16 protein-coding genes are annotated in these 15141 nt (G+C 68.3%); 6 read left to right on the forward strand and 10 right to left on the reverse strand.

The features are described from left to right. Nucleotides 1-38 precede the first annotated feature (38 nt). Nucleotides 39-950, reverse strand: a complete 912-nt coding sequence (locus tag JYK02_RS12600) for an alpha/beta fold hydrolase (RefSeq protein ID WP_242588720.1) — start codon at nt 948-950, stop codon at nt 39-41. 41 nt (nt 951-991) lie between these two features. Beyond that, a complete protein-coding gene (locus JYK02_RS12605; RefSeq protein ID WP_207051174.1) occupies nt 992-1297 on the reverse strand; it encodes a putative quinol monooxygenase in 306 nt (101 codons plus the stop codon). A gap of 127 nt (nt 1298-1424) precedes the next feature. On the opposite strand from JYK02_RS12605, the gene JYK02_RS12610 reads away from it, so the two are divergent. Next, nucleotides 1425-2201 carry a cupin domain-containing protein gene (locus JYK02_RS12610; protein ID WP_207051175.1) on the forward strand — a complete coding sequence of 259 codons (777 nt, stop codon included), beginning with the start codon at nt 1425-1427 and terminating at the stop codon, nt 2199-2201. A gap of 103 nt (nt 2202-2304) precedes the next feature. After that, a complete protein-coding gene (locus tag JYK02_RS12615) occupies nt 2305-5211 on the forward strand; it encodes a PQQ-dependent sugar dehydrogenase (RefSeq protein WP_242588721.1) in 2907 nt (968 codons plus the stop codon). A 77-nt stretch (nt 5212-5288) separates the two neighbouring features. Here JYK02_RS12615 and JYK02_RS12620 read toward each other — a convergent pair whose 3' ends face one another. Beyond that, nucleotides 5289-6413 (reverse strand): FAD-dependent monooxygenase, encoded by a 1125-nt coding sequence (locus JYK02_RS12620; protein WP_207051177.1) that lies wholly within the window; start codon nt 6411-6413, stop codon nt 5289-5291. 118 nt (nt 6414-6531) lie between these two features. On the opposite strand from JYK02_RS12620, the gene JYK02_RS12625 reads away from it, so the two are divergent. After that, nucleotides 6532-7182, forward strand: a complete 651-nt coding sequence (locus JYK02_RS12625; RefSeq protein WP_207051178.1) for a TetR/AcrR family transcriptional regulator — start codon at nt 6532-6534, stop codon at nt 7180-7182. A 3-nt stretch (nt 7183-7185) separates the two neighbouring features. On the opposite strand, the gene JYK02_RS12630 is transcribed toward JYK02_RS12625, so the two are convergent. Next, on the reverse strand, nt 7186-7959 hold the full coding sequence (locus tag JYK02_RS12630) for an oxidoreductase (protein WP_207051179.1): 774 nt from the start codon (nt 7957-7959) through the stop codon (nt 7186-7188). A gap of 120 nt (nt 7960-8079) precedes the next feature. On the opposite strand from JYK02_RS12630, the gene JYK02_RS12635 reads away from it, so the two are divergent. Next, a complete protein-coding gene (locus JYK02_RS12635) occupies nt 8080-8673 on the forward strand; it encodes a TetR/AcrR family transcriptional regulator (RefSeq protein ID WP_207051180.1) in 594 nt (197 codons plus the stop codon). Between the two features lie 9 nt (nt 8674-8682). Here the strand turns inward: JYK02_RS12635 and JYK02_RS12640 are convergent, their stop codons facing one another. Next, a complete protein-coding gene (locus tag JYK02_RS12640) occupies nt 8683-9330 on the reverse strand; it encodes a nitroreductase family protein (protein ID WP_207051181.1) in 648 nt (215 codons plus the stop codon). A 100-nt stretch (nt 9331-9430) separates the two neighbouring features. Between JYK02_RS12640 and JYK02_RS12645 the strand changes: the two genes are divergently transcribed. Continuing rightward, complete coding sequence (locus JYK02_RS12645) at nt 9431-10378, forward strand: GlxA family transcriptional regulator (RefSeq protein WP_207051182.1); 948 nt, start codon at nt 9431-9433, stop codon at nt 10376-10378. Nucleotides 10379-10488: 110 nt separating this feature from the next. Here the strand turns inward: JYK02_RS12645 and JYK02_RS12650 are convergent, their stop codons facing one another. Together JYK02_RS12650 and JYK02_RS12655 are read right to left on the reverse strand one after the other, a co-directional pair. Further along, entirely contained in the window at nt 10489-11463 is a 975-nt protein-coding gene (locus tag JYK02_RS12650; protein WP_347402476.1) for a hypothetical protein, read from the reverse strand. 29 nt (nt 11464-11492) lie between these two features. Beyond that, nucleotides 11493-12419, reverse strand: coding sequence for a LysR family transcriptional regulator (locus JYK02_RS12655; protein ID WP_207051184.1), 927 nt, complete (start codon nt 12417-12419; stop codon nt 11493-11495). A 106-nt stretch (nt 12420-12525) separates the two neighbouring features. On the opposite strand from JYK02_RS12655, the gene JYK02_RS12660 reads away from it, so the two are divergent. Further along, a complete protein-coding gene (locus JYK02_RS12660; protein ID WP_347402477.1) occupies nt 12526-13389 on the forward strand; it encodes an aldo/keto reductase family oxidoreductase in 864 nt (287 codons plus the stop codon). Nucleotides 13390-13391: 2 nt separating this feature from the next. Here JYK02_RS12660 and JYK02_RS12665 read toward each other — a convergent pair whose 3' ends face one another. From JYK02_RS12665 to JYK02_RS12675, 3 genes are read right to left on the reverse strand one after another with little or no spacing between them, the layout of a single operon-like run. After that, entirely contained in the window at nt 13392-13967 is a 576-nt protein-coding gene (locus JYK02_RS12665; RefSeq protein WP_207051186.1) for a methyltransferase domain-containing protein, read from the reverse strand. 11 nt (nt 13968-13978) lie between these two features. Continuing rightward, nucleotides 13979-14596, reverse strand: a complete 618-nt coding sequence (locus JYK02_RS12670; protein WP_207051187.1) for a DUF6940 family protein — start codon at nt 14594-14596, stop codon at nt 13979-13981. A 13-nt stretch (nt 14597-14609) separates the two neighbouring features. Then, nucleotides 14610-15008: a GFA family protein gene (locus JYK02_RS12675; RefSeq protein WP_207051188.1), complete on the reverse strand. Its 399-nt coding sequence runs from the start codon at nt 15006-15008 to the stop codon at nt 14610-14612. Nucleotides 15009-15141 lie beyond the last annotated feature (133 nt).

Here is a 15141-nt window from a genome sequence, read left to right on the forward strand (position 1 = left end):
GCCGTAGGCCCCGGCCTGCGCCCCGCTCCCCGAGCGAATCAAACCTCGGGGAGCGCAAGGGGCGCGCCGGGCTTCGTGGCGGCATTCCGGGCGGATGCTGCCTCGTCGAAGTGCCGCAGGAGTGCCGCCGCGAGCGGTGGCACGACCGCGCGAGGAAGTGCGTGCCCCATGCCTTCAATGCTCACCCATGTCGCGCGCGGCAAGGTTTCCGCGAGGAACCGGGCATGGGACACCGGATGGGTGGGGTCCTCCGGGGCGGCGATGACGAGCGTGGGCACGGTGACGTGCGTGAGTTCCGCGCCGCGAGCCATTCCGGAAGGGTCGGCCCGGGCATGGGCCGTCGAAGTATCGTGACGACCCGCATGCGCGATGACGCGCCGCTCGAGTGCACGGAACGCGTCGGCATCGAAGGGAATCACGCCACCGTTGAGCCGGCGCCAGTTCTCGACCCGCCATTCCACCTGCGCATCCAGGTCGCGCGGGTCGAACATGTGGCTCCAGAACTCGAGCAGTCCGGGGTCGATGGGCGCGCGGGATGGGAGGTCGCCGCGTGCAGGGGCACCCTCGAGCGCGGGAGCCCCGATGACCGTCGCGCTGAGGAGCCGCGCGGGATGCGTGACCAGCAGCCACTGCGCCAGCAAGCCCCCCAGCGACAGTCCCACGACGTGCGCGCGAGCGATGCCGAGTGCATCCAGGATGGCCAGTGCATCCTCGGCCATCCGGGTCGCCGGATAGGGGTTCCGGTCGAAGTCCCAGGTGGACGCCCCGGTGTCTCGATGGTCGTAGCGGATGACCCGGTAGCTCCGGGCAAGAAGCGCCACGAGTTCATCCGGCCAGAAGAGCCCCGATGCCGTGGACCCCATGATGAGCAGAACAGCGGGAGCCTCCTCCGGGCCTCGTGACTCGACCCAGAGCGAGACGCCCTCAGCGACCTTGACGAAGTGTTCCATGCCCCCAGCTTCGCCGATCCAGGCGAGGATGGGAGCAGGCATCACGCACGGACCCAGGCACTCTCGACGCGGTAGTGCTTCATCTCCTGGATGTCGGCGACGAAGGGCTTGATGAGCTCGAAGAACTTCCGGAACTCGGGGCCGCGGCGGAACCCCTGGAGGTGGCCCTCCTCGGAGTCCCACTCGATGCGGACCACGAAGTGGTGCGGCTCCTCCACGCCCTGGCTCACTTCGTAGCGCAGGCAATGGGGCGAGGCGCGCAGGTGCTCACCCGCGCGCTGATAGGCCTCGAGAAACGCCGCCGTCCGCTCGGCGGGAACGTCATAACGGATGTACTCCACGACCATGGTCGGTACCTTCTTCGAAAGGGGCTGACCTCCCGCCCGTGCCTGAACATGTAGAACGTAGCGAGGCGGCCTGCTTTGCCGCACGTTCCGAATCCTGTGCCCGGCGTCCCGGAAGGATGAAATGCGGATGGAGCCACTCTCGGCGGTACTTCGCGGGATGCGCCTGAAAGGGAGCATCTATGCCGCCTGGGAGCTGCGCGCGCCCTGGGGCATGGACCTGCCGGAAGGCCCCTTCGCTTCGTTCCACCTGGTGGAGCGAGGACGGTGCGTGCTGCGCACCGCGAGCGAACTCATCCACCTGGAGGCCGGTGAGCTGGTCGTCCTCTTCGACGGTCAGGCGCACCAACTGCTGTCCTCACGGGAAGCCCCCGCCGTTTCCCTGGCACAGCTCATCGCACGGCATCCCCGGGTGGATGGCGCGCATCAGGTGCCCGGAGCGGGCGAGCCCATCCGTCTGGTCTGCGGCAAGTTCGCCGCCGAGGGCGCGCAGGGAAGCCGCATGCTGCGCGGGCTCCCCCGCGTGGTCCACCTGGGACGCACGAAGCTGGCCGCCCTTCCCGCGCTCCGCGCACTGCTGGAATCCCTCGCGCACGAAGCAGCCTCCTCCGCTCCCGGTGCGGACACGGCCGCCGCTCGCATCACGGAGGCGCTCTTCATCCAGGTGCTGCGCGCCCTGCTCCTCGACACGGAGAGGACGCCGCCGGGATGGTTGGCGGGCCTGAGCGAGCCCCGATTGGCGGAGGCCCTCCAGCACCTCCACCTGGATCCGGCTCGAAGCTGGTCCGTGGGAGCGCTGGCCGAGCGCGTGGGCATGTCCCGCACGCGGTTCGCCCTGCTCTTCCAGCAACGCGTCGGTCAGACGCCCTCGGCCTTCCGCAAGGCCTTGAATTCCTATCCTGCCTAACACGCTTTCATTGTAATACCCGCCTATCCAACCGAGAGGAGCAGCGATGCCATCACAGGTGAAAACGAGTGGACGAGCGGGGTGTCCCCATTCCCTTATCGTCATGTGCGCGGTCTTCTCCCTCGTCGTGGGCTGCTCGACGCCGGAGCCCCAGGAACTCGGGGTCGCGCGCGCGGGCGCGGTCGTTCAAGACGCCAACTTCGCCGACTCCGTCTTCGTCAGCGGCCTCCAGGGACCGACCACCATGACCTTCGCGCCCGACGGGCGCCTGTTCGTCTCGGAGAAGAACGGCTCACTGCGCATCGTCCAGAACGGCCAGCTTCTGGCGACTCCGTTCGTGACGCTCGCCGTGGACAACGACAACGAGCGAGGGCTGATGGGCGTCGCATTCGATCCCAACTTCGCCAGCAATCACTACCTGTATGTCTATTACACGTCCGTCGCCGGCAGCATCCACAATCGGGTCAGCCGCTTCACCGCCAACGGCAATGTGGCGGTCCCTGGAAGCGAGCTGGTGCTCGCCGACCTTCCGACGCTCGACGCAGCCAACCACAACGGCGGCGCGGTTCGCTTCGGGCCCGACGGCAAGCTCTACGTTTCCGTTGGCGAAAACGCGGTCTCGTCCAACTCGCAGAGCCTGAACACGCCCCTCGGAAAGCTGCTGCGCTTCAACCCGGACGGCAGTATCCCCACGGACAATCCGTTCTACGCGACCGCCACCGGGCTCGCGAAGGCGACCTGGGCGATGGGGCTGCGCAACCCCTTCACCTTCGACATCCAGCCCGGCTCGGGGACCCTGTTCATCAACGACGTGGGCGAAGGCGGCTGGGAAGAGATCAACCGCGGACAGGCCGGTGCCAACTACGGCTGGCCCATGACCGAAGGCTACTTCACGAATCGCCCGGGGCTCACCCAGCCGTTCTACGCGTACCCCCATGGCTCCGGCACGGCCGCCGGCAACTGCATCGCCGGGGGTGCCTTCTACAACCCACCCGTCCCTGCGTTTCCCAGCGCATACGTCGGTCAGTACTTCTTCGCGGATTACACCAACAACTGGATCGCGCGCATCGACCCGAACTCCGGTGCGCGTTCGCTGTTCGCGACGGCCGCCGCGGGGCCCGTGGACCTCGATGTGGGGCCTGACGGCGCGCTCTACTACCTGGCGCGCGGCGCGGGCCAGGTGGGCCGGATCGCCTACACGGCTTCACTGCCGCCGAGCATCGCTCAGCAACCCGCGAGCACGTTGGTCTCCGTCGGCAATCCGGCGACCTTCACGGTATCAGCGAGTGGCGAGCCGCCGCTCACCTACCGGTGGCAGCGCAACGGCGTGGACATCGCCGGCACGACCTCGCCGAGCTACGTGCTGAACGCCGCGCAGCTCGCTGACAGCGGCGCGCGCTTCCGGGCCGTCGTCACCAACGGGCTTGGCTCGGCCACCAGCACCGAGGCGGTGCTGACGGTGACGTCCAACAAGCCGCCGGTGGCCACGATCGCGACGCCGGCGGAGGGAGCGACCTACACCGCGTCCACCCAACTGATGTTCTCCGGCTCGGCCAGCGACCTGGAGGATGGCGCGCTGCCGCCGAGCGCGATGACCTGGAGCATCGTCTTCCATCACGACACCCACACGCATCCCGCCATGCCCGATACCGCCGGCATCGCGAGCGGGAGCTGGCCCATTCCGAACGTCGGCGAGAGCTCGGCCAACGTCTGGTATCGCGTGCGGCTCACGGTGCGGGACTCGATTGGCCTCACCCACACGACCTATCGCGACGTCCTGCCGGTCACGGTCCCGCTCCAGGTGACCAGCGTGCCCAGCGGGCTGCAGGTCCTGATGGACGGCCGGCCCTTCGCCGCGCCGCACGACACGACCGGCGTGGTCGGCGTCATCCGCTCGGTGGGCGTCGACTCGCCCCAGTACGCGAACGGACGCTTCTGGGCGTTCTCGTCGTGGTCGGACGGCGGCGCGCAATCGCACTCCTTCACCACGCCTGGCAGCGCGGCCACCTATACGGCCACGTTCATCGAGACCTCGGGCGGGAGCTGCTACCAGATTCAAAGCGAGCGCTCCGACAAGTGGCTCATCGTCGACAGCGCGGGCAAGGTCGTCGCCGGCAGCACGACGCAAGCGGGAGGGCAGATCTTCCAGCTCGTCCCGAACGGCGCCGGGTACAAGCTCAAGGGCTCGGGCGATGCGTTCCTGGCGGTGGCGGCGAACCAGCTCGCGATGAGCGCCAACTTCTCCAGCGCGGAGTCGTTCACCCAGCTTCCCTGCGGCTATGGCGGCCGCAACCGTGTCGGCTTCAAGGCTTCGTCGGGGAGCGCGCCCCATTGGAAGGAGACCACGCCGGGCGGGCCGATCCAGAGCGGTGACGGCGGCAATGGCGGCGCCTGCAACCCGAACGATGCGGGCGCCTGGGAGGGCTTCTACCTCGAACCGGTGACCTGCCCGGGTGTCAGCACCGGTCCCGTGTGCGGCAACGGCACCGTCGAGAGCGGCGAGCAGTGCGACGATGGCAACACCCAGCCGGGCGATGGCTGCGATGCGACATGCCACACCGAGACGGCCAGCGGCGGGAGCTGCTTCCGCATCCAGAGCGAGCGCAGCGACAGGTGGCTCACCATCGACGGCGCGGGCAAGGTGGCCGCGGTCAGCACGACGCAGACCGGTGGCGCGGTCTTCGAGCTCGTCACGAGCGGCACGAAATACAAGCTCAAGGGGGCGAGCGGCGCGTACGTGGCGGTGGTCGCGGACCAGCTCACCGTGGGGGCCTCGCTCAGCACGGCGGAGCCGTTCACCCGCTACGACTGCGGCATCCACGGCGGCCGCAATCGCTATGGCTTCGAATCGTCGACGGGCACCGCACGCAACTGGAAGGAGGTCACGGTCGGCACGCCCATCCAGAGCGGAAGTGGCGGCAACGTGGGCATCTGCAATCCGACCGACGCTGGCGCGTGGGAGGCCTTCTACCTCGAGCCCGCGACCTGCCCGGCGGCGGGAGGAGTGTGAGAAGGGCCTGTCCATTCCTCACCCTTCGCCCATAGCAGCCTGCCTTTGTCAGCGTCGCTGGACACGCGTTCCAGCGCTCAGAACATGGAGTGGGTCTCCGCGTTCCTCGCGCGGATGGCCTCTTCGGTCCTGGGGACCAGGGACGCGAGCCCGGTCCGCACCGCTTCCGCCTGGACCTGTTCGATGAACGGGCGGAAGCGCTCGTTGTAGGTGCGAAACGCGAGCTCGAAGTCGCAGTCGTGCTCTCGCATCGCATCCGCCAGCGCTGCCGCGCCATCGATGGCCAACGAGCCGCCCATGCCGGCGGCAGGTGAAGGGCAATATCCCGCATCGCCCACCAACGCGACCCGGCCCTTCGTCCAGGAAGGCATCCGGACCTGGCACAGCTTGTCGAAGTAGAAGCTCTTCGAACCGCGCACTTCCTCGAGCAGCTCCGCCGTCCTCCAGCCCACCCCGCCGAACCGGTCCGCGATGATGCGCCGCTGCGCCTCCTCGTCGCGGCGGTCGTACGGAATCTCCTTGTCGGAGACGAACGCGAAGATGATGTCCGTGTTGTTCTTGTAGGCGTTCAACATCACGGCCTTGCCCGGCACGTTGAACATCTGCGCGGTGTCCCGCTCGATGAGCAACCTGTCCACGATCGTGATGGAGAAGTACTGCTCGAGAAAGTGGATGTACCGGGCCTCTTCGCCGAACCACAGCCGCCGGACGGCGGAGTGGACACCGTCGCAGCCGAACACCAGGTCGAACGTGCGTCGCGCGCCCCTGGCGAACGTGACCTCGATGCTGTCTTGCGTCTCGCTCAGCGCGGTAATGCTGTCGTTGAAGACGACCTCGACGTGATCCTTCACGGCGTCGAACAGCAGGTTCAGCAGGACGGTCCGCTCAACCTCGAACGCGTCGTCCGAAGGTGCTTCACCCTCACCTCTCAGCACCAACGAGCGCTCCGTGACGTCGCGCTCGTTCTTCATCTCCCAGCGCTGCAAGCTCAGCCGGTTCGACCGGATCTGTTCGAAGAGGCCCATGCGCCGGACGATGTCGACGGTGTTGCCCTTGATGTCCACGGCCGTGCCGCCCGTCCGAAGCCCGCGCGCGACCTCCACGACGGTGACCTCGTAGCCCAGACGGCTCATCCAGAAAGCGGTCGAGAGCCCGGCGAAGCTCGCGCCGGAGATGAGGACCTGCTTGCCCTTCGCGCCCATGACGTCTCCTCCTGATGGCCCGAATATTATACCCGGTCAATTTTTCCGCAATGGATTCGTTTACCGGGCATAAAAATCCGAATCCCCACGCCAGCAAGGCTTCGCTAGAATCCGGGGCATGGGCGAGCGACGCGAGAGCAAGAAGCGCGAGACGCGGCAGCGGATCTCCGATGCCGCGACGGAGCTGTTCTTCGCGCGGGGCTTCGATGCAGTGACGCTCGACGAGATCGCGGCCGCCGCGGGCGTCTCCAAGATGACGGTCTTCAACTACTTCCCGCGCAAGGAAGACCTCATGCTCGACCGCCAGGATGACCTGAAGCTGGTCTTCTTTCGCGAGGCGATTCGCGCGAGGGCGCCCGGAAAATCTCCGGTCGCCGAGCTCCGCGCGCTCATGGGCAGGTTGCGGGAGCAGAAGCATCCGTTCGTCCGCTTCGACCGCCATGCGGCTGAGTTCTGGCGTTTCATCGCGGCGAGCCCGTCGCTCGAGGCGCGGCTCCGGGAGCTCAACGACGAAGCGGCGGAAGGGCTCGCGACCGAGCTCGACGGCCCGACGCCGGATGGCCTGGCGCGGCTCGCGGCCGGCATGATCGTGCTGACGGTGCGCACGGCCCGCCAGGAAGCCATCCGCGTGTTCGAACACGGAGGCTCCGCGAAGAAGGCGGGCGCGGTGTTCTTCACCTTGATCGACCAGGGCTTCGCGGCCGTCCAGGCCATCGAGCCATCCCTGGCGGGGGGCACGTTCGCGCCGGACGGAAGGGATGCGGGCTGAGGGTCAGCGCGCCGTCATCCCGCCGTCCACGCGGTAGTTCACGCCGGTCAGCCACTTGCCGCGCTCCGAGACGAGCAGCGCGACGACCTCCGCGATGTCGTCGGTGCTGCCCCAGCGGCCGAGCGGCACGGACTGGAGCCACGCCTCGGCGGGGACGCCCATCGAGTCGCCGAACGTCTTCCGGAGCGCGTCCGAGCCTACGGTCGACACCGGTCCAGGGGTGACGACGTTCACGCGGATGTTGCTCGGCGCGAGCTCCACGGCGAGGACGCGTGAGTAGGCGTCGAGCGCCGCCTTCGCCGCGCTGTAGTGGGCGAAGGGACCCGCCCCCGCCCCCATCGTCGCCGCCGTCGAGGAGAGGTTCACGACCGCTGCCGCCTTGGATTCACGGAGCGCTGGCAACACCGCGCGGGTGAGGCGGACCGAGGAGAAGAGGTTCAACGCGAAGACGTCCTGCCACTCCTCCTCCGGGATGGAAGCGGCGCCTTCCGGGAACCCGTTCGACCCTCCCGCGTTGTTCACGAGGATGTCGAGCCCACCGAGGGCCGCGAGCGCCCCCGAAGCAATCGCCTTCACCCCTTCCGGGGTGCGGATGTCCCCGGCAACGAACGTCGCCGCCGCGGGGGTCTCCTGGTTGCGCGACCGCGCGGAGACGACGACCTTCGCGCCGGCGTCGAGCAGACGCTGCGCCACCGCCGCGCCGATTCCGCGCGAGCCTCCGGTGACGAGGGCACGGCGGCCGGTGAGTTCCTTCGAGAAATCGAGCTTGCTGGACATGGGTTTCCCCTTCGCCACGACGGGCGTCTGGATGCGCTATGTTTTCCGGAGCAGCGCTCCAATTATCCGGAGCACTGCTCCATATATTCGGAGCACTGCCCCGCTTGTCAAGGGAACCTCATGCGTGCGGACGCCAAGAAGAACTACGACCACCTGCTCGCCGTCGCGCGCGCCGTCGTGAAGGAGCAGGGGGCGGACGCATCGCTGCGCGACATCGCCCGACAGGCCGACGTCGGACTCGGCACGCTGTACCGTCACTTCCCGACGCGCGAGGCGTTGCTCGAGGCGCTGCTTCGCACGACGCTCGACGAGATGACGGCGCAGGCAGCCGACCTCGAGGCCTCGAACGCGCCCGACGATGCGCTGGTGACGTGGCTCCGCGAGGCGGTTGCATTCACGCACCAGTACCGAGGCGTCACGGAGCTGATGACGGCCGCCCTGGATGACCCGGAGTCCGCGCTCCACGCCTCATGCGTCACGGTGCGCGCGGCGGGCGCACGGCTGCTCGCCCGCGCACAGGCGGAAGGAAAGGCGCGAAGCGACATCGATGGCACGGAGCTGTTCGCGCTGATCGCGGCGCTGGCCTGGCTCAGCGACCAGCCCGCCTTCGGACGACACGCCCCTCGTCTCTTCGAGATCGTCGCGAGCGCCATCCTGCCGGATCGACCGGACACCGAAGGCCGAACCCCACGCCGACCCAAGACCCGGAGCTGACCCCCGGGACTACTCCGCGCCGGGTCGCATCCGGTCGATGAACAGGATTTCCTCCACGGGCTTGCGCGGCTTCTTCGTCCAGTTGCCCTCGCCCTCGTGGCCGACACAGATGATGAGCGAAACGAGGTAGCGGCTCGGGATGCCAAAGGCCTCGCGAATGCCGTCGGCATTGAAACCTCCGACGGGGCCGGAGACGTAGCCCAGGGCATGTGCCGCGGTCATGAGGTTCATCGACGCGAGTGCCGCGGACCGCAGGGCCTCGTCCCGGTTGACCTGCGCATCCCGGTAGTTGTCGGCCAGGCGGTTCCACGTCTCGCGCATGCCCTCGCCGAAGACGTTGGCGCGAATCGCCGCGTCGGTCAGCCGGGGCATCTCGTCCACGGCGCGCAGGTCCGCCAGCACGACGAACACCGCCGAACAATCACTGACCTTCCGCTGCCCCAAGGCGTACCCACGCAGCAGGTTCTTCTGCTCGGGGTCCACCAACGCCAGGAAGCGCCAGTGCTGAAGGTTCGATGAGGAGGGAGCCTGCGACGCGGAGTGCACCAGGGCGCGGACGTCCTCGAGCGGCATCGGGCGGCCGGGTTGGAAGTAGGTGACCGACTTTCGCGCCTCCAGTTGACGCAGCACCTCTGGATGTCGTTCAGGGAGGGACATGTGTCGCGCATCTCCAGGGTTCGGGGATGGGCGCAAGCTGCCGGACTTCGGTGCCTGGGAAAATTGTCTGGAACGACAAGGTTTTTGCCATTCTCGCCAGATGCACGTCGTCATCCACCTGCCGCGCTTCTTCTACGCCACGCTGGCCTCCACGGTCGCGGAGATGCTCGCGCTGGCCAACACCGTGGACGACGGGCCGCGGTTCACGACGGAGTTCGTGTCCTCGCATGTCCCCTCCGTGTCGAGGCTCGGCATCACCTTCCCCGCACGACCCAAGCCCTCAAGGAAGCTGGACGTGCTGGTGCTCCTGTCGGCACCGCACCCGACCCCCGAGGAGACAATCTCCCTGCTGCTGGAGGAGGGGCGACGCGTCCAGGGACTTGTCGACCTGGCACTGCGCCAGGGCGCGACCATCGCGGCGCCGTGCGCGGCCCCCTTCTTCCTGGCCATGCGCGGCCTGCTCCACGCGCGAAAGGCCACGATTGGCTGGTGGCTGAAGGACGAGGTCCAGCAGCGCTTTCCGGCCGTGAAGTGGGACACGTCCCGGCTGGTCGTGCGCCAGGGTCCCTTCTACACGGCGGGAGCCTCCTTCGCCGTGGTGGACCTGATGTCGACGCTCCTGATCGACCTGGGCTTCGCGGCGCAGGAGCGGCAGGTGCGCAGGCTGATGGCCCTGCCCGCGCGTCGAAAGGTGCAGACCCCGTTCGAGCTCCCCGATGACCATCGCAGCCACCCCTTCGTGAAGGAGGCCCTGCGACACGTCCCACGCGACCTGTCACTCCTCACGCCGAGGTACCTTGCGGGCAAGCTGCACCTGAGCGAGCGAACCCTCTCCCGGCGCTTCGAGGTAGAACTCGGCACCAGCCCCGGACAGTGGATCCAGGGGCTGAAGCTCCAGGCAGCGCGGGCGCTGCTCGAGGACACCCAACTGCCCGTGTCCGAGGTGTGTCTGCGCTCGGGCTATCTTGACCAGGCGTCGTTCTCACGCCTGTTCAAGCGAAAGACAGGAGTGACTCCGGGTGACTACCGGAGCCACTTCCTCGTCTGATCATCCAGGTTCCTGGCGCTTCCACGCGTCGTACAGTCCCTGCTCCCCCGCCGGGCTCCCTGCAGGGAACCCGGCGGCCGCATGCAACGCTTCAGCAAGGAAGACCGGGCCTACCGGGCGTCGCGCGCATCCACGGTGAGGCAGGGCTCCATCTTCTCGGGGGCGACGAGGAACCGCTCCTCACGGCCCAGGTCCTGGGAGAGGCCCTGCGCGGCGAAGCCAATCTGGCCGCCGCCGTCGTACAAGAGGGCCGTCCAGTCGTTCTGCGAAGCGGGGAACACGTTGTTGGCGGCGCCGGAGCGGTTGAAGTCCAGGGCGTAGGACGCGGCCTGGATGGTCCCGTTGTTGTCGAAGTCCAGGTTGGCGCTCGCGTTGCCGGTGACCTGGACGTTGTTGAAGCGCAGCCCGCTGATGAGGGCGAGGTCCGCTTCCGTGGTGGGAGCGACGGGCGCGAAGGCGGACACCTCGTTGACCGTCGCCTCGTTGAAGGCGGCCACCTGCACGCGCGAGTAATCCAGCACGTTGTTCAAGCCGCCCTTCCCGAAGCCATAGAACTGGTACTCGTAGTTCATGATGCTCAGGTAGTTGGGCTTGTAGTTGGAGTCGTCGTTGCCGCCGTGGCGCAGCCCGATGTTGTGTCCCAGCTCGTGCATCAGGGTGCCGGCCTGCTGCAACTCCGTGCCGCCGCCGATGAAGCCCAGCGTCACCACGAAGTCATGCGCGGGGATGCCACGCGAGATGCCGCTGGAGTTGCCTCCGCTGTAGCGGTTCGCGAACAGCATGTAGTGGAAGTAGGGCGCGCGGCTGGCGGTGAAGTACTTCCCCTTGATGACGTCGAAGTCCGTCCAGCGAGCGTTCGCGCCGAGCGTCGGCAGGTCCAGGACGCCGCCGAATCCGAACGCCTCCGCGTAGTCGCTGAGGCGGTCCCCGTCCGTGTCGGAGCTGTTGGGATTGGTGCCCAACACCGCCTCCACGAGGTCGCAGATGCCGTCGCTGTCCGTATCCAGCGCGCCCACCGGGCACCCAGGGACCGGGAGGGGCACCGCCGCCGCCGCCACGCCTTGCAGGGTGCTTGCCGTCTCCACGCCTTGGAGATCGGCACTGCCGCAGCCATTCAGGAACAGGAACGCCACGGGTGCCCGCGGGGCTGCAAGGATTTGACGAAGTCGATGAACGCACGCAGCGGCGTCGGGAGGTGGTGACGTCCGGGGTAGTAGAGCACCGGCCCGGAGAAGGCAGGCCACCAGGGCTCGAGCACGGGTTCGAGCTCTCCCCGGTCGATGTAGGGCCGCAGCCAGTCCTCGAAGTCGTAGATGATCCCGGTCCCCGCCACGGCGGCAGCCACCGCGAGGTCGGTGGTCGTGCCAAGGCCGACCACCAGCGGGCCCTTCGGATCGACGCGGAGGGTCTTTCCACCGCGCTCGAACTCCCACGCATGCAGCGGGCCCCCGATGTACCGGCCCCCCAGGCAATCGTGGTCCAGCAGCTCGCGCGGGTGTCTGGGGCGGCCACGGCGTGCGAAGTACGCGGGCGAGGCGGCGGTCGCGAACCGCTGGACGCGAGGACCAATCGGGACCGCCACCATGTCCTGCGCGAGCCGCTCCTCGTAGCGGATGCCCGCGTCGTAGCCCTCGGCCACCACGTCGACGAGGCGCTCCTCGGCGATCACCTCCAGGCGGATGTCGGGATACTTCGCGAGGAACGGCGGCACGATGCCCGGCAGCACGAGCCGCGCCGCCGCGATGGGGACGTTGAGCCGAAGCCGTCCCGCGGGGCGGTCGCGGAAGTCGTTGACCACGTCCAACGCCGAGCGCACCTCGCCGAGCGCGGGCGCGAGCCGCTCCAGCAGGCGGGCCCCTGCGTCCGTGGGCGTCACGCTGCGCGTGGTCCGGTGGAGCAGCCGGACGCCCAGCCGGGCTTCCAGGCGGCGGACCGCGTCTCCCATGCGTGAAGCACTGCTGCCCGCCGCACGGGCAGCGCTGCGAAACCCGCCCTCGCGAGCGACCGTCATGAAGGCCGTGAGGTCCGTGAGCTCATCCATCGCTGTGCGGATTTTCGCACAGCCTGTACAGACTGCCACCGATAGTCGCGCAGTGGTTCGTTGCGTACATGGGGTGGGCCACCTCGTTCAACCCAGGAGCTTCACCGTGACCCACCCGCACATTCCAGGCAGCTATCGCATTGGCACGCACACCGTTCGCCGCGTCGGGTATGGCGCCATGCAGCTCGCCGGCCCCGGCGTCTTCGGCCCTCCCAGGGACCGCAAGGCGGCGGTCGCGGTGCTGCAAGAGGCCATCGCCCAGGGCGTCGACCATCTCGACACCAGCGACATCTACGGCCCCCACGTGACCAACCAGCTCATCCGTGAGGCGCTGCACCCGTATCGCGACGGGCTGGTCATCGCCACGAAGGTCGGCGCGGTGCGCGGCCCCCATGGCTCGTGGGAGCCCGCGTTCTCCGCGGCGGACCTCGAGCGCTCGGTCCACGACAACCTGCGCAACCTCGGGCTCGAGGTGCTCGACGTCGTGAACTTCCGCGCGATGTTCAGCGCCGAGGGCCCGGTGGAAGGCTCCATCGAGGCGCCGCTCACAGCGCTCGCGGAGCTTCAGCGGCGCGGCCTCATCCGCCACATCGGCTTGAGCAACGTCACGCCGACGCAGGTCGCCGAGGGCCGCGGAATCACAGACATCGTCTGCGTGCAGAACCACTACAACCTGACGCACCGGCGCGACGACGCGTTGATCGACCAGCTCGCCGCCAGCGGCACGGCCTACGTGCCGTTCTTCCCGCTGGGCGGGTTCACGCCGCTGCAGTCGAGCACCCTGAACGGCCTGGCCGCGCGGCTGGGCGCGACACCGATGCAGGTCGCGCTGGCCTGGCTCCTCCATCGCTCCCCCAACGTGCTCCCCATCCCGGGCACGTCGTCGGTGAAGCACCTGAAGGAGAACCTCGCGAGCGCCGCGCTCCGCCTGAGCGCGGAGGACATGGGCACCCTGAACCGTCTGCCCTGACCTCAGCCCGTCTTTCGCGCCAGGTAGTAGCGGTTCCCGCCCGGGTCCGTGTGCGTCGTCTCCAGCATGAGCCCGTGCGCGCGCAGCAGGTCGCGATACCCGTCGACGCTGTACGAGTGATAGCGGAACGGCACGCCATCCATTGGCGCGCCATCGATGGAGCCGTGGGTGTCGCCCGAGGTGAAGAGGAACGGGGCGCCAGGCTTCAACGCGCTGGCGATGTTGGCGATCGCCTGTTCCTGCGCTTCGTGGCTCAGGTGGAACAGGACGCCCCACGCCATCGCGGCGTCGAACGCCCGCGCCGGGAGCTCACACGACTGGATGGGCGCACAGCGCACCGGCACGTGGGGGAAGTTCGCCTGGAATCGCGCCAGCAGCTCGTGGGAGCTGTCCACGCCCGTCACCTGGCAGCCGTGCTCCAGCAACACCCGCGTCAGCGGCAGCCCCGTGCCGCAGCCGACATCCAGCACGGAGGCGCCGGCCGGAAGCGAGGCCGCGAGCGCCGTCACTTCCGGCACGCCCATGGGTCCCGCGCGGTGGGCTGCATACCAGTCCGCGATCAAGTCGTACTCGTGCACGCGTCAGCCTCCTACCGCCCGTGCGCCGGCCGGACCCGATACGGCGCGTGCTTGTAGTATTTCGGCCGTGCGTCGAGCCGCACGTGCAGCCACGGCACCCCGCTCCCCGACGTGCTCAGCCACACCGGTGCCGGCCCGCGGGCCCATGCGGCTGTCAACGCCTCGCCAACCGCCTGCCATAGCGCATGGACCTGCGACGCCGGAGCTGCGCGCACGAACGCGGCCAGATGGCCATACGACTCGGAGTCCGCCATCGCGCGCGGCACCACCAGGGTCGCGTCCCCACCCAGGTTGGCGAACGTGCGGACCTCTGGCCCCGACCGGTCCTCCAACTGGAGCTGCTCCGCGAACGCCACCGGTGACGCTTTCGTCCCCGCCAGAGAGGGAGCGGAAACCAGCACCATCTCGAACGGCGTTCCGGTCCCTGCCGCCGACACTGCTGGGGTCTCCCAGAAGAACGCCGGGTACGGGCAGTCCGCCAGGGTCTCGGAGAGCGCCGACCGCAGCGCGGGCTCCGTGCGCAGGCCCGCCGCGAACGCGGCCCAGGACACCGCCATCCCGGCGGAGAGCAGCCGGTGCTGGCGCGTATCGCTGCGCAGGGATTCGCAGGTGAAGTGAAACGGATGCATCCGCCGGCCCTCCTCAATGCGGCTTGGGTGGGATCGTGTCGAACCGAGGCACGCCGTCCGCGATGTCGTAATAGTCGCCCTTGTGGGCCGTGTAGACATGGACCGCGATGCGGGTGTGGGTTGGCGTGTCGAAGGCACCCATGGCAATTCCAATCCAGTCGCGCTGGAGCGGGTCCCAGAACAGCGACGAACCACAGACAGAGCAGAAGCCGCGACGCGCCTTCTCGGACGACTGGAACCAGCCAATCTTGTCCTGGCCCTCGATGGTGACCGCCGAGCGCGGCACGTCGGCCGACACGAAGTAGTGGCCCGAGTGCTTGCGGCACTTGCCGCAATGGCAGGCATCGGGGGCGGGCAACTCGCCCTCGACGGTGAAGCGGACCGCGCCGCACAAGCATGAACCCTGATGCATGGGTGGGTGAGGACTCCTTCAAGAGGTGCCTCAGTATAGATAAGCCTGAAACCCTGGCTATCCAGGACTCGGGCGCGTCGCTCCACGCGCAGTGAGTGGTACCCCAGCGTGACGGCGCCCATAGTCGTGAGAC

This window comes from Corallococcus macrosporus, assembly GCF_017302985.1.
Taxonomy (GTDB): Bacteria; Myxococcota; Myxococcia; order Myxococcales; family Myxococcaceae; genus Corallococcus; species Corallococcus macrosporus_A.

Excerpts from the sequence above, each read along its gene's own strand:
- JYK02_RS12600 (WP_242588720.1), bottom strand. The coding sequence starts at position 950 with ATGGAACACTTCGTCAAGGTCGCTGAGGGCGTCTCGCTCTGGGTCGAG.
- JYK02_RS12605 (WP_207051174.1), bottom strand. The coding sequence starts at position 1,297 with ATGGTCGTGGAGTACATCCGTTATGACGTTCCCGCCGAGCGGACGGCG.
- JYK02_RS12610 (WP_207051175.1), top strand. The coding sequence starts at position 1,425 with ATGGAGCCACTCTCGGCGGTACTTCGCGGGATGCGCCTGAAAGGGAGC.
- JYK02_RS12615 (WP_242588721.1), top strand. The coding sequence starts at position 2,305 with ATGTGCGCGGTCTTCTCCCTCGTCGTGGGCTGCTCGACGCCGGAGCCC.
- JYK02_RS12620 (WP_207051177.1), bottom strand. The coding sequence starts at position 6,413 with ATGGGCGCGAAGGGCAAGCAGGTCCTCATCTCCGGCGCGAGCTTCGCC.
- JYK02_RS12625 (WP_207051178.1), top strand. The coding sequence starts at position 6,532 with ATGGGCGAGCGACGCGAGAGCAAGAAGCGCGAGACGCGGCAGCGGATC.
- JYK02_RS12630 (WP_207051179.1), bottom strand. The coding sequence starts at position 7,959 with ATGTCCAGCAAGCTCGATTTCTCGAAGGAACTCACCGGCCGCCGTGCC.
- JYK02_RS12635 (WP_207051180.1), top strand. The coding sequence starts at position 8,080 with ATGCGTGCGGACGCCAAGAAGAACTACGACCACCTGCTCGCCGTCGCG.
- JYK02_RS12640 (WP_207051181.1), bottom strand. The coding sequence starts at position 9,330 with ATGTCCCTCCCTGAACGACATCCAGAGGTGCTGCGTCAACTGGAGGCG.
- JYK02_RS12645 (WP_207051182.1), top strand. The coding sequence starts at position 9,431 with ATGCACGTCGTCATCCACCTGCCGCGCTTCTTCTACGCCACGCTGGCC.
- JYK02_RS12655 (WP_207051184.1), bottom strand. The coding sequence starts at position 12,419 with ATGGATGAGCTCACGGACCTCACGGCCTTCATGACGGTCGCTCGCGAG.
- JYK02_RS12670 (WP_207051187.1), bottom strand. The coding sequence starts at position 14,596 with ATGCATCCGTTTCACTTCACCTGCGAATCCCTGCGCAGCGATACGCGC.
- JYK02_RS12675 (WP_207051188.1), bottom strand. The coding sequence starts at position 15,008 with ATGCATCAGGGTTCATGCTTGTGCGGCGCGGTCCGCTTCACCGTCGAG.